The organism is Mesorhizobium sp. M7A.F.Ca.CA.001.08.2.1, from assembly GCF_003998455.1.
GTDB lineage: Bacteria > Pseudomonadota > Alphaproteobacteria > Rhizobiales > Rhizobiaceae > Mesorhizobium > Mesorhizobium ciceri.
The window spans coordinates 1-13,373 of the sequence record NZ_RZPW01000076.1; the positions used below are offsets into that span (position 1 = coordinate 1).

Genomic DNA, 13,373 nt, shown 5'->3' on the forward strand with positions numbered 1-13,373 from the left:
GCGCATGTTCGTCCTGATGAACTCTGCCGGGTCAGGACGGCAAGGTGCATCTACGGCATCCGCGCCGACGGCTGCAATCATTCGCGCAGCGCTCGCCGCAGGATCTTGCCGACCGGCGTCTTCGGCAGTTCGGTGCGGAATTCGATGTATCTGGGCCGCTTGTAGCCGGTCAGGTTCTCGCGGCAAAAGGCGGTCAGTGCCTCGGCGGTCAGCGCCGGATCCTTCCTGACCACGAACAGTTTCGGCACCTCGCCCGAATGCTCGTCCGGCACGCCGATCGCCGCCACTTCGAGCACACCCGGATGCATCGCCACGACTTCCTCGAGCTCGTTGGGATAGACGTTGAAGCCCGAGACCAGGATCATGTCCTTCTTGCGGTCGACGATCTTGGTGTAGCCGCGCTCGTCCATGAAGCCCATGTCGCCGGATTTGAAGTAGCCGTCCTTGGTCATCACCTTGGCGGTCTCATCCGGCCGGTTCCAGTAGCCCGCCATCACTTGCGGCCCCCGGATGCAGACTTCGCCGACCTCGCCGAGCGGCAAATTGTTGCCGTCTTCGTCGCGGATGGCGATCTCCGTCGAGGGCAGCGGCAAGCCGATGGTGCCGGTGAAGTCGCCGGCGGTGAACTTGTTGGCGGTGGCCACCGGCGAGGTTTCCGAGAGGCCGTAGCCTTCGGTGACCGAACATCCGGTCAGCGCCTTCCAGCGTTCGGCGACGCCCTTCTGCACCGCCATGCCGCCGCCCAGCGTCAGCACCAGCGGCTTGAAGTCGAGCTTGCGGAAATCCTCATTGTTGAGCAGCGCGTTGAACAGCGTGTTGAGGCCGGGAAAGATGTGCACCGGATATTTCTGCAATTCCTTGACGAAGCCTGGGATGTCGCGCGGATTGGGAATGAGCACATTGCGGGCGCCCTGCTGCATGCCCATCAGCGCGTTCACCGTCAGCGCGAAGATATGATAGAGCGGCAGCGCGCAGATAAAGTTGGGGTGCGCGGGTTTCGGCTTGATCGTGTAGGCGTCCTCCATCCACTGCGCGTTCTGCGCGACGTTGGCGAGCACGTTGCTGTGCAGCAGCGTGGCGCCCTTCGAGACGCCCGTGGTGCCGCCCGTATATTGCAGGAAGGCGACATCGTCGGCTTCCACCTTGGCCGGCCTGAAGCCCAAACCGGCGCCGGCCTTCATGGCGGCATTGAACTTGACATGGCCGGGCAGCGACCATGCCGGCACCATTTTCTTAACGCGGCGCACGACGAAATTGACGATTGTGCCCTTCAGCCCGCCGAGCATGTCGCCCATCGCGGCCACCACCACATGCTTGACTGCGGTCCTGGCGATCACCGCCTGCAAGGTGTTGGCGAAGTTCTCCAGGATGACGATGGCTTGCGCCCCGGAATCCTTCAGCTGGTGTTCGAGCTCGCGTGGCGTGTAGAGCGGATTGATGTTCACCACGACATAACCCGCTCGCAAGATCGCCATCATCGCCACCGGATATTGCAGCACGTTCGGCATCATCAGCGCGACGCGCGCGCCTTTCTGCAGGCCCTTCGATTGCAGGTAGGCGCCGAAGGCCGCCGACAGCCGCTCGACATCGGTGTAGCTGATGGACTTGTCCATGCAGGTGAAGGCCGGCTGCGCGGAAAACTGCTTGCAGGCGGCGACGAGGAAATCGCCGATCGAGCTGTAGGGCAGGGCGCCGATCTCCGCCTGCACGTTTTTCGGATAGCTCTTGAGCCACGGCTTTTCCGGCAAGCCGGCGGCCAGCGCCGTCAGCGCTTTCGGCAATCGGTTGGCGGTGGCGTCGGCCGGCTTTGCCGCCGCGGCCTTCGAGGCCGGCCTGGCAGCGGGCTTTGCCGCACCCGCTTTACGCCCCGGCGCCGTCTTTCCGGCCGCAGCCTTGGCCGGGGCTTTCACCGCCGGCTTTGTGCTTGCCCTTACAGGTGCCGCGGCCGCCTTCGGCTTGGCGGCTTTGGCAACGGGTGCTTTCGGCTTGGCAGTACCGGCTGCTTTCGACGGCGCCTTGGCTCCCGCTTTCACCGGCGCCGTCGTCCTTGATGCTTTTGCCAACCGTTCCTCCCTGGACAAGTCTTGTTCATCCGTGCCGCACTCGCCCCTGAGTTGGCAAGGGCGCCCTCCGCTGCGGCCGCTACACCCTATGTATTGCCTCCCTTGGTGAGCGTGCAAGTCTTGCCCTTGCGGCAACGCGGCGAAAGATTTGCCGTCGAAAGTCTTTGCCGCCGCCAGCGCTCCAGGCGGTGTCCTGGCGCATCCCACGGCCGCTCGGAAGCGCCGGGAACATTTATATCGTCAGCCTGGCGATCAATAAAAAAATTCGGCTGTTAATAATCTCGTGAACGGAAGAAACGGCTAATTTTTTCTGCAATTTGGCAAAGTTGCGGATTTTTTTCCTGCTTCCCGCGGGGTAAGCAAACGGGGTGTTCCAAAGCCGGAAAAACGGTGCTTATATGCGCGCTTCGCGAGCCTGATAGAGGGGCTTGGAAGAACATCAGGGAGTGCTCAATGAATAAGAAGCTGACTTTTGCAGCCGCGTTGCTGGCTGCAAGCGTCCTGGGCGGCATGGCCAATGCGAAAACTCTGGTCTACTGCGCGGAAGCTTCGCCGGAAGGTTTCGATCCGGCGCCGTATACCGCAGGCCAGACGTTCGACGCGTCCTCGCGCACCGTCTTCAACCGCCTCGTTGAATTCGATCACGGCAAGACGACGACCTCGCCGGGCCTGGCCGAAAGCTGGACGATCTCCGACGATGGGAAGGAATATGTCTTCAAGCTGCGCAAGGGCGTCAAGTTCGCCGCCACCGACTATTTCACCCCGACGCGCGACTTCAACGCCGACGACGTGGTGTTCTCGTTCGAACGTCAGGTCGACAAGAACGGTCCCTGGTTCCAGTACATTCCGGGCATTGCCTACCAGTATTACAATGACCAGTTCGGCGACAACATCACCAAGGTCGAGAAGGTCGATGACCTGACGGTGAAGTTCACCCTCAAGGAGCCGGCGATCACCTTCATTCCGACGCTGGGCATGGATTTTGCCTCCGTCGTCTCCAAGGAATATGCCGACAAGCTGCAGGCCGACAAGACGCCTGAGCTGTTCAACCAGAAGCCGATCGGCACTGGCCCGTTCATCTTCGTCGACTACCAGACCGACGCCGCCATCCGCTACAAGGCCAACCCGGACTATTGGGGCGGCAAGCAGAAGATCGACGATCTGGTCTTCGCCATCACCACCGATCCGGCCGTGCGCGCACAGAAGCTCAAGGCCGGCGAATGCAACATCATGTCGTACCCGGCACCGGCCGACATCGCCGGCCTGCAGGCCGATGCGAGCCTGAAGGTCGAGGAGCAGGAAGGCCTCAATGTCGGCGCGCTGATGTACAACACCCAGCAGAAGCCGTTCGACGACGTGCGCGTGCGCAAGGCGCTCAACATGGCCATCAACAAGAAGGCCATCATCGACGCGGTCTTCCAGGGTGCCGGCCAGGTGGCGGTCAACCCGATCCCGCCGACCATGTGGTCCTACAACAAGGAAGTGAAGGACGATCCGTACGATCCGGATGCAGCCAAGAAGCTGCTTGAAGAGGCCGGCGTCAAGGACCTCAAGATGAACGTCTGGGCCATGCCGGTGTCGCGCCCCTACATGCCGAACGCGCGCCGCACCGCCGAATTGATCCAGGCGGACTTCGCCAAGGTCGGCGTCACCGTCGAGATTGTCAGCTACGATTGGGGTGAATACCTCAAGCGCGCTTCCGCGGTAGATCACGACGGCGCCGTCATCGTCGGCTGGACCGGCGACAATGGCGATCCGGACAACTTCCTCGGCGTGCTCCTGAGCTGCGCTTCCGTCGGTTCGAACAACCGCGCGGAATGGTGCAACAAGGACTTCGATGCGCTCATCAACAAGGCCAAGACCGTTTCGGACCAGGCCGAGCGCACCAAGCTCTATGAACAGGCACAGGTCATCTTCAAGGAACAGGCACCCTGGGCGACGCTCGCTCACTCCAAGGTGTTCATGCCGATGCAGAAGACCGTCACCGGCTTTGCGATGGATCCGCTCGGTATCCACCGCTTCGACGGCGTCGATATCGCCGAATAAGGTTGCGAAACGGGGGCGCCACCATGTGGTGACGCCCCCACTCGCCCGCCATGCTGCGTTATATCCTCGGCAAGCTCGCCCTCATCATCCCGACCTTCATCGGGATAACCATCCTCGCCTTTGGCTTCGTGCGCATCCTGCCCGGTGATCCGGTGCTGGTGCTTGCGGGCGAACGCGGCCTGTCGCCCGAACGCCACACGGCGCTGATGCACCAGTTCGGTTTCGACCTGCCGATCTGGCAACAATATCTGACCTATCTGACGAACATCCTCGGCGGTGATTTCGGCACCTCGTTTTCCACCAAGACACCGGTGCTCAAGGATTTCCTGGTGCGCTTCCCGGCAACGGTCGAGCTCGCCATCTTCGCCATGATCTTTGCCGTCATCCTGGGTGTGGCCGCCGGCATTTTCGCTGCCATCCACCGCGGCTCCTGGTTCGACCAACTGACCATGGGCACGGCGCTGGCCGGCTATTCCATGCCGATCTTCTGGTGGGGTCTGCTGCTGATCATCGTGTTCTCCGGCATGCTGCACTGGACGCCGGTTTCAGGCCGCATCGACCTCCTCTACTTCTTCAAGCCGGTGACCGGCTTCATGACCATCGATTCCCTGATCTCGGGCCAGAAGGGCGCCTTCCGTTCGGCGCTGTCGCACCTGATCTTGCCGACCATCGTGCTCGGCACCATTCCGCTCGCCGTCATCGCGAGGCAGACGCGCTCGGCGATGCTCGAGGTGCTGGGTGAGGACTATGTCCGCACCGCGCGCGCCAAGGGCCTGGCGCCGCGTAGGGTCATCGGCCTGCACGCCTTCCGCAACGCGCTGATCCCGGTCGTCACCACCATCGGCCTGCAGGTCGGCACGCTGCTCACCGGCGCCATCCTGACCGAGAGCATCTTCTCCTGGCCCGGCATCGGCAAATGGATGATCGACGCCATTTCCAAGCGCGACTATTTCACCGTGCAGGGCGGGTTGCTTTTGATCGCGTTGATCGTCATGTCGGTGAACCTCATCGTCGACGTGCTCTACGCCGTCATCAACCCACGCATCCGGGCCAACTGACATGAGCAATGAAGGCCCCGCCACCATCGAAGCCGCGACCGTCGTCAAGCCGCAGGACGCCAGGTTGCAGATGTTCGGCGAGTTCTGGCATTACTTCTCCGTCAACAAGGGCGCGGTGATCGGGCTCTTCGTCTTCGCGCTGCTGATCCTGATCGCCATTTTCGCGCCGCTGCTGGCGCCGCATTCGCCGGACGATCAGTTCCGCGACTTCTTCCTGACGCCGCCGGCCTGGCAGGAGGGCGGCAATGCGCAGTTCCTGCTCGGCACCGACGCCGTCGGCCGCGATATGCTGTCGCGCCTGATCTACGGCTCGCGCTTCTCGCTCGCCATCGGCTTCGTCGTTGTCACGTCAGCGCTGATTTCAGGCGTCATCCTCGGCCTGCTCGCCGGCTACTGCCGCGGCTGGGTCGACACGCTGATCATGCGCATCATGGACATCATCCTGGCCTTCCCGTCGCTGCTCTTGGCCCTGGTGCTGGTCGCGGTGCTTGGCCCCGGCCTCGTCAACGCCATGATCGCCATCGCCTTCGTGCTGCAGCCGCATTTCGCCCGGCTCACCCGCGCCGCCGTGATGGCCGAAAAGACCCGCGAATATGTCGTCTCGGCCAAGGTCGCCGGCGCCAGCCATCTCAGGCTGATGCTGGTCACCATCCTGCCAAACTGCATCGCGCCGTTGATCGTGCAGGCGACGCTGTCCTTCTCCAACGCCATCCTCGAGGCGGCGGCCCTTGGCTTCCTCGGCATGGGCGCGCAGCCGCCGACGCCGGAATGGGGCACCATGCTGGCCGAAGCGCGCGAGTTCATCCTGCGCGCCTGGTGGGTGGTGACCTTCCCCGGCCTCGCCATCCTGATCACCGTCTTTGCCATCAACCTGATCGGCGACGGTCTGCGCGACGCGCTCGACCCCAAGCTGAAGAGGTCGTGAGCATGCCTCTGCTCGAGATCAAGAACCTCACCGTTTCCTTCGACACCGCGGCCGGACCGTTCATGGCCGTGCAAGGTATCGACCTGTCGATCGAGCCGCGCGAAGTGCTGGCGATCGTCGGCGAGTCCGGCTCCGGCAAGTCGGTGTCGATGCTGGCGGTGATGGGGCTGTTGCCCAACACGGCAACGGTCAAGGCCGACCGCATGGCCTTCGACGGCGTCGATCTGCTGAAGCTCAGCCCGTCCGAACGCCGCAAGATCGTCGGCAAGGACATCTCGATGATCTTCCAGGAGCCGATCGCCAGCCTCAATCCGTGCTTCACCGTCGGGTTCCAGATCGAGGAGGTGTTGCGCTTCCACATGGGCATGGACCGCGCCCAGCGCCGGGCGCGTGCCATCGAACTGATGAAGCTGGTCGGCATCGCCGACCCTGAAGAGCGGCTGAGTTCGTTCCCGCACCAGATGTCGGGCGGCCAGTGCCAGCGCGTCATGATCGCCATCGCCATTGCCTGCAATCCGAAACTGCTGATCGCCGACGAGCCGACCACGGCGCTCGACGTCACCATCCAGAAGCAGATCCTCGATCTGCTGGTTTCGCTGCAGGCCAAATACGGCATGGGCCTGATCATGATCACCCACAATATGGGCGTGGTGGCCGAGACCGCTGACCGCGTCATCGTCCAGTACAAGGGCCGCAAGATGGAAGAGGCCGACGTGCTGTCGCTGTTTGAATCGCCAAAGAGCAATTACACGCGGGCGCTGTTGTCGGCCTTGCCGGAAAACGCCGTCGGCGACCGGCTGCCGACCGTTTCCGACATGATGTTCGAGCCGGCGCCTTCTGCTGCGGGAGCCACCTGATGAGCACCACGGTTCTCGAAGGCAAGAACATCGTCCGCGACTACCACATCGGCGGCGGCCTGTTCACCGGGCCGCGCACCGTGCACGCGGTCAAGGGCGTCTCGTTCAAGGTCGACAAGGGCAAGACGCTGGCCATTGTCGGCGAAAGCGGCTGCGGCAAGTCAACGCTTGCCCGCATCATCACGCTGATCGATCCGGCGACATCGGGCGAATTGTTCATCGACGGCAACAAGGTCGACATCGCCAAGGGCGGATTGACCAAGGAGATGCGCCGCAAGGTGCAGATCGTCTTCCAGAACCCCTACGGATCGCTCAATCCGCGCCAGAAGATCGGCGACGTGCTGGGCGAGCCGCTTTTGATCAACACCGACAAGCCGGCGTCCGAGCGGCGCGACCTTGCGATGAAGATGCTGAAGAAGGTTGGCCTCGGCCACGAGCACTACAATCGCTATCCGCATATGTTTTCCGGCGGCCAGCGTCAGCGCATCGCCATTGCCCGCGCGCTGATGCTGAACCCGAGCCTGCTGGTGCTCGACGAGCCGGTCTCGGCGCTCGATCTGTCGGTGCAGGCGCAGGTGCTCAACCTGCTTGCCGACCTGCAGGATGAGTTCCAGCTGACCTATGTCTTCATCAGCCACGATCTGTCCGTGGTGCGTTACATCGCCGACGATGTGATGGTGATGTATTTCGGCGAAGCGGTCGAATACGGCTCGCGCGACGAGGTCTTTGCCGATCCCAAGCACAGCTACACCCGGACGCTGTTCGCGGCGACACCGCGCGCCGACGTCGCGTCGATCAAGGCGAGGCTGGCGAAGAAGAAAGCGGCTTAACGTCTCTTCGTCATCCTCGGGTCTGCACTGTGTCGCTAGCCTCTCACGACAGCTTGGCGATGATGGCGCGCAGCGCCTCGCCGAAGCGCCGGACTTCCTCGACCGTGTTGTAGTGGACCAGCGAGGCACGGATGGCGCCGCTGTCCATCGAGAGGTTGAGACGCTTCATCAGCCGTGGCGCGTACATGTGGCCGTCGCGGATGCCGATCTGCATCTCGGCCATTTCCTCGACGACCCGCTGCGGCGATAGTTTGCCGATGTTGAAGCAGAAGGTCGGCACGCGCTCGGTGATGCGGGCCTCGTCGGCGACGCCGTAGATGGTCGCGCCGCAACCTTTCAGCACGGCCAGCATCTCACGCGCCAGCACCAGCTCGTAGTCGCGGATGGCGCCCATGCCGGCAACAATGTTGTCGCGCCGCGAACGGTTGTTGGACGGCGCCAGATTGCGGCCTATCAGTTCCAGGTATTGCACGGCGGCATCCATGCCGGAGACGTTCTCGTAGATGAAGGTGCCGGCCTCGACCTTGTAGGGCGGCTCGTCGGGGATGAAATCCTCGCGGAAGGTCGGCAGCCGCTTCAGCGTCTCGAAACGGCCCCACAGGAAGCCCATATGCGGCGAGAAATTCTTGTAGCCGGAGCAGACGAGATAGTCGCAGTCCCAGGCCTGCACGTCGATCAGTCCATGCGGCCCGTAATGCACGCAGTCGAGGAACACTTCGGCGCCGGCCGAATGCGCGATCTCAGCCACCGAAGCGACATCGACGATCGAGCCGATCGAGTGCGCCGTGACCGTGCAGGCGATCAGGCGGGTGCGGTCCGAAGCCAGCGGACGCAGATCGTCGACATGCAGATTGCCGTCCTCACGCATCCGCCACCATTTGAATTTCGCACCGGCCGACTCCAGCGCCAGCCAAGTCGCGATGTTGGCGTCATGGTCCATGTCGGTGACGACGATCTCGTCGCGCTCTTGCAGCATCTGGCCGATGCCGAGGCTGACCAGGCGGATGAACGAGGTGGCATTCATGCCGAAGCAGATTTCCGCCGGGCTGTAGGCGTTGATGAGCAGAGCGACGCTTGTCCGGGCATCGGCGACCGATTGGTCGACGGTGACGCTGCGGCCATAGCGGCCGCCACGCTGCACATTGTGCGAAACCAGATGATTGGTCACCGCGTCGAGCACGCTCTGCGGGATCTGCGCGCCGGCGGCGTTGTCCAAAAAGATGAAATCGCCGGCCCGCTGCAAGGCTGGAAACATGGCGCGGATGGTGTCGACGGGGAACGCGCTGGCATTCGCATTGTCGGTTTGATGCTTATTCACGGGTAGGCTCCTGCGGAGGGCTTGGACGGGGTGGGATCGGTTGGCGAGGTCAGCGCTTCTTTTCGGTCTTGAAGCGCTCTTCAAGCAGGCTGACGAGGCGGACCATCGGCCAGAGGAAGATGAGATAGACAAGGGCGGCGCCGATCAGCGGCGATGGGTTGGCGTAGAGCGACTGCGCGTTGGTCGCTTCCTTCAAGAGTTCCGGCAGCGCCACGGTGGAGGCGAGCGAGGTGTCCTTGAACATCGAGACGCAGTTGCTGGTCATCGGCGGGATGACGACGCGGATCGCTTGCGGCAGCACCACCTTGCGCAAGGTCAGGAGGAACGGCAGGCCAAGCGCCTGCGACGCCTCGAACTGGCCACGCGGAATGCTCTCGATGCCGGAGCGGAACCCCCCGGCGGAGTAGGCCGACATGATGAAGGCGAAGGCCGTCACCGCCGATGCCCAGGACGACAGGCGTATGCCGAGGAAGGGCAGCGCATAGTAGATCAGGATCAGCACGACCAGCACCGGCAGGGCGCGGAAGATGTCGGTGTAGCCGACCGCGAGCCAGCGCAGCGGCTTCGGCGCATAGAGCCGCACCAGGCTGATCCCCAGGCCGATGGGGATGCCGATGCCGATGCTCAAAATGCCGAGCAGCAGCGTGTTCAGGAAGCCGCGCAGCAGCGCCGGCAGGCTGGACATAATGACGTCGGGGTTGAAGAAGGTGTCGATCAGCGACATGGGAGCGTTCCCGAACCCCAGAGCAAAGAATGCTCACGTTAAAATCGATTGGCCCCGCCGAGGGCAGGAGATCTGCGGCAGAAGCCGGCGGCCAGGCGTGAAAGAATCGTGCCGGCCTGGAAAGCCGGCACGATGTTACCGCAGCTTTCAGCTCAGGCCTTCGGCAGCGGCATTTCCTTCATGGTCGAAGAGTCGGCGGGCGCGTCGCTGCCGAACCACTTCTTGTGGATGGCGGCCAGCGTGCCGTCCTTCTTCATCGCGCTCAGCGCATCGTTCAGCTTGCCGAGCAGCGGGTGGTCCTTGGTCATCATCAGGCCGTATTGCTCACCGGTCTTGATGCGCTCCTTGACCACCAGGTCCTTCATCTTGGTGAAGGAATATTCCATGCCCGGAATGTCGCTGACTGCCGCATCGACGCGGCCGGCGCTGAGGTCGAGCAGCAGGTTCTGCTGCGTGTCGTAGCCCTTCACGTCGCTGAAGCCGTCGGCTTCCTGATGCGCCTTGACCCAGGTTTCGCCGGTCGAACCGGACAGCACGCCGATGATCTTGCCCTTGAGGTCGGCCTCGGCCTTGATCGGGCTGTCGGCCTTGGTGGCGATGCCCATATCGGAATCATAATAGGGCTGCGTGAACGACTGTGACTTCAGCCGCTCCGCCGTGATGGTGATCGACGAGATGGCGACGTCGATGCGCTTCGAGGTGGTGGCGGCAAACAGCGCCTGGAAACCGAGATCGGCGATGTCGGTCGTCATGCCGATGCGCTTGGCGGCTTCGTTGACGATGTCGACCTCGAAGCCTTCGAAAGTGCCGCTCTCGTTCTTAAATTCGAAGGGCGGGTTGGTCGGGTAGGCGCCGACATTCAGCACATCCGCGGCATAAGCGGTGGCGGGGCCGGCGGCGATGCCGATGGCGGCGGCGAGAAGAAGCAATTTGCGACGCGTGAAGCTCATTTTTGTTCCCTCTGTTGTTGATCGGGCGGGTTGCTCCCGCACGGTTTTTTGCCGCCCCGCTTCACGCAGGGCGTCAATTCATGGCAGCGACCATGCGGTCACGGATGGCGATGTTGTGTGTTGCAGACCGCGAATCCGCGCGCACGTCATCGAAGGCATGGCGCGTGTTGGATGATGACTGGGGCAGTATGAACGACAAGAACTGAGACTCCCACCCGGAGCACCCACGATGGACTGGCCGGCACGATGGACTGGTCTGCTCGATGGACTGGCCGGCAAGCCCGTCCGGCACGGCAATCGCCATCGACTCCGGAATGCTTATCCAAAGTGCGGCGCTTTTCAAGGCGAAAGTTTTAAGCTTAAAAAGCTGCGGTGTCCGTTGCGTGGTGGACATGGTGCGGCCCGCTGGAACCGATACCCGCGAGCGATGGTGACGCCAAGCTATTTCAGGCTTGAAATATTTCTGCGCGGGCCTAGCGTGCGATCTTCGCCGGGAGGCAGCGACGTGAACAAACCACACCCTTTGCACGGCCCGAACAGACTGAAGCTTGGCGTCTTTTCGACCAATGCCGATGGCGGGCTTGCCATCACCGATGTGCCGGAGCGCTGGGCGGCGAGCTGGCAGGACAATGTGACCGCAGCCCAGATCGCCGACCGCGCCGGGCTGGAGTTCATGCTGCCGATCGCGCGTTGGCGCGGCTTCGGCGGCCGCAACAAGGTGCGCGAATGGTCGTTCGAGACCTTCACCTGGGCGGCGGCACTCGCCATGGCCACCGAGCAGATCGGCCTGTTCATGACCGTGCATGTGCCGCTGGTGCATCCGCTCTATGCCGCCAAGGCGCTGGCGACGGTCGACCATATCAGCCAGGGCCGCGCGGGCTTGAACATCGTCTGCGGCTGGAACCCGAAGGAATTCGGCATGTTCGGCACGCCGCTGGTCGAGAAGGGCTATGACCAGGCGGCGGAATGGATCGAGATCCTGGAAAAGCTTTATGCCTCGGCCGAACCGCTCGATTACGAAGGCACTTATTATCGCCTCAAGGAGGCTGTCAGCCGGCCGGCCAGTCTGCAGGTTCCGCGCCCCGTGACCATGAACGCCGCCTTCGGCGGGCCGGGCCGCGATTTCGCTGCCGCCCGGTGCGATTATCTGTTCACGACATTTTCGGAAATGAGCGATGCCGGCAAGCATGTCGCCGACATCAGCGAGCGGGCCGATAAGGCAGGCCGCGATGTCGGCGTCTACACCGTGGCGCATGTCGTCTGCCGCCCGACGATGGAAGAGGCGCAGGCCTACTACACGCGCTACGCCGTCGATATGGCCGACCATGACGCCGTCGATGCCCACATGGCCGGCAAGAAGGAATTCTCGCAATCGCACGACCCGCACGCCTATGACCGCTACCGGCAGCGTTTCGCCGGCGGCGCCGGCACCTACCCGCTGATCGGAACGCCGGAAACGATCGCCGCCGACATGGTCGCCATTGCCGGGCACGGCTATCAGGGCATCGCGCTGTCCTTCGTCAACTACACGCAAGAACTGCCCTATTTCTGCGATCACGTGCTGCCGATCTTGAGGCAGGCGGGGCTTCGCGAATAATTTATTCCTGAGGCAGCCAATAATTTATTCCGGAATAACTGCCGTAGCCTGGATCTCCACCTTGGCCCGGTCCTCTACCAGCGCCACCACCTGCATGGCGGCCATCGCCGGAAAATGCCGGCCGATGACCTCGCGATAGGCCTCGCCGATACCCCTGAGATTGGCAAGGTATTCGGCCTTGTCGGTGAAGTACCAGGTCATCGAGGTGATGTGCTGCGGCCCCGCGCCGGCTTCCGCCAGCACCGCGACGATGTTCTGAAGCGTTTGCCGCACCTGGCCAACAAAATCGTCGGTCTCGAACTGGCATTGCCCGTTCCAGCCGACCTGTCCGCCGACGAAGACGAGCTGCCCGCGCGCCGCGACGCCATTGGCGTAGCCGACAGGTTTTGCCCAGCCTTCCGGCTGCAGAATCGTGTGCATTCAAAACCTCCCGGTATTCCAAAACCCAATTTTCAAAATCGAACGCTCGTCAATGTGCCGCCGTCAGGCCGCGCCCATCACTTGCCGCGCAATCACCACTTTCTGCACGTCGGAGGCACCCTCATAGATGCGCAGCGCGCGGATCTCGCGATACAGGCTTTCGACGATGTGGCCTTTGCGGACGCCGTCGCCGCCGTGCAGTTGCACGGCCTTGTCGATCACCTCTTGCGCCTTGTCGGTGGCAAACAGCTTGGCCATCGCCGCCTCGCGGGTGACGCGGGCAGCGCCCATGTCCTTGGTCCAGGCGGCACGGTAGACCAGCAGCGCCGCCGCATCGACATCGAGCGCCATGTCGGCGATGTGCCCCTGCACCATTTGCAATTCGGCCATCGGCGCGCCGAACAGTTTGCGCTCGGCCACGCGTTTGATGCTTTCATCCAGTGCGCGGCGGGCAAAGCCGAGTGCCGCCGCACCGACGGTCGAGCGGAACACATCGAGCACCGACATGGCGATGCGGAAGCCGTCGCCTGGCCTGCCGATCAGTGCGGTGGCCGGCAGGCGGACCCGCTCGAAAGACAGCCGCGC

The 13,373-nt window shown here is 62.9% G+C and carries 13 protein-coding genes; 6 read left to right on the forward strand and 7 right to left on the reverse strand.

Annotated features, from left to right (window positions below):
* Positions 1-77: 77 nt before the first annotated feature.
* Positions 78-2,063: a long-chain fatty acid--CoA ligase gene (locus EN914_RS07210; protein ID WP_024503386.1), complete on the reverse strand. Its 1,986-nt coding sequence runs from the start codon at positions 2,061-2,063 to the stop codon at positions 78-80.
* 453 nt (positions 2,064-2,516) lie between these two features.
* Here EN914_RS07210 and EN914_RS07215 point away from each other — a divergent pair, with 453 nt between their 5' ends.
* From EN914_RS07215 to EN914_RS07235, 5 genes are all read left to right on the forward strand, one after another.
* Positions 2,517-4,109 carry an ABC transporter substrate-binding protein gene (locus EN914_RS07215; protein ID WP_024503387.1) on the forward strand — a complete coding sequence of 531 codons (1,593 nt, stop codon included), beginning with the start codon at positions 2,517-2,519 and terminating at the stop codon, positions 4,107-4,109.
* A 50-nt stretch (positions 4,110-4,159) separates the two neighbouring features.
* Positions 4,160-5,167, forward strand: a complete 1,008-nt coding sequence (locus tag EN914_RS07220; protein WP_024503388.1) for an ABC transporter permease subunit — start codon at positions 4,160-4,162, stop codon at positions 5,165-5,167.
* 70 nt (positions 5,168-5,237) lie between these two features.
* Entirely contained in the window at positions 5,238-6,092 is an 855-nt protein-coding gene (locus EN914_RS07225) for an ABC transporter permease subunit (RefSeq protein ID WP_224618710.1), read from the forward strand.
* Between the two features lie 2 nt (positions 6,093-6,094).
* Positions 6,095-6,949, forward strand: a complete 855-nt coding sequence (locus tag EN914_RS07230; protein ID WP_024503389.1) for an ABC transporter ATP-binding protein — start codon at positions 6,095-6,097, stop codon at positions 6,947-6,949.
* Positions 6,949-7,779, forward strand: coding sequence for a dipeptide ABC transporter ATP-binding protein (locus tag EN914_RS07235; RefSeq protein ID WP_013527989.1), 831 nt, complete (start codon positions 6,949-6,951; stop codon positions 7,777-7,779). The genes EN914_RS07230 and EN914_RS07235 overlap by 1 nt, the downstream gene beginning before the upstream one ends.
* 43 nt (positions 7,780-7,822) lie before the next feature.
* Here the strand turns inward: EN914_RS07235 and EN914_RS07240 are convergent, their stop codons facing one another.
* The 4 genes from EN914_RS07240 to EN914_RS07255 all read right to left on the reverse strand — a co-directional run bounded on the left by EN914_RS07240 (position 7,823) and on the right by EN914_RS07255 (position 11,165).
* Complete coding sequence (locus tag EN914_RS07240) at positions 7,823-9,097, reverse strand: cysteine desulfurase-like protein (RefSeq protein WP_024503390.1); 1,275 nt, start codon at positions 9,095-9,097, stop codon at positions 7,823-7,825.
* Positions 9,098-9,146: 49 nt separating this feature from the next.
* Positions 9,147-9,821: an amino acid ABC transporter permease gene (locus EN914_RS07245; RefSeq protein ID WP_127389035.1), complete on the reverse strand. Its 675-nt coding sequence runs from the start codon at positions 9,819-9,821 to the stop codon at positions 9,147-9,149.
* Between the two features lie 152 nt (positions 9,822-9,973).
* Positions 9,974-10,771, reverse strand: coding sequence for an ABC transporter substrate-binding protein (locus tag EN914_RS07250; protein ID WP_024503391.1), 798 nt, complete (start codon positions 10,769-10,771; stop codon positions 9,974-9,976).
* A gap of 73 nt (positions 10,772-10,844) precedes the next feature.
* Positions 10,845-11,165, reverse strand: a complete 321-nt coding sequence (locus EN914_RS07255) for a hypothetical protein (RefSeq protein WP_127218908.1) — start codon at positions 11,163-11,165, stop codon at positions 10,845-10,847.
* Between the two features lie 111 nt (positions 11,166-11,276).
* Between EN914_RS07255 and EN914_RS07260 the strand changes: the two genes are divergently transcribed.
* On the forward strand, positions 11,277-12,368 hold the full coding sequence (locus EN914_RS07260) for an LLM class flavin-dependent oxidoreductase (RefSeq protein ID WP_024503393.1): 1,092 nt from the start codon (positions 11,277-11,279) through the stop codon (positions 12,366-12,368).
* A 24-nt stretch (positions 12,369-12,392) separates the two neighbouring features.
* On the opposite strand, the gene EN914_RS07265 is transcribed toward EN914_RS07260, so the two are convergent.
* Together EN914_RS07265 and EN914_RS07270 are read right to left on the reverse strand one after the other, a co-directional pair.
* Positions 12,393-12,788 carry a RidA family protein gene (locus EN914_RS07265; RefSeq protein ID WP_024503394.1) on the reverse strand — a complete coding sequence of 132 codons (396 nt, stop codon included), beginning with the start codon at positions 12,786-12,788 and terminating at the stop codon, positions 12,393-12,395.
* Between the two features lie 63 nt (positions 12,789-12,851).
* Positions 12,852-13,373, reverse strand: a 522-nt coding sequence (locus EN914_RS07270; protein ID WP_164778676.1) for an acyl-CoA dehydrogenase family protein, incomplete at its 5' end; no start/stop codon positions are given.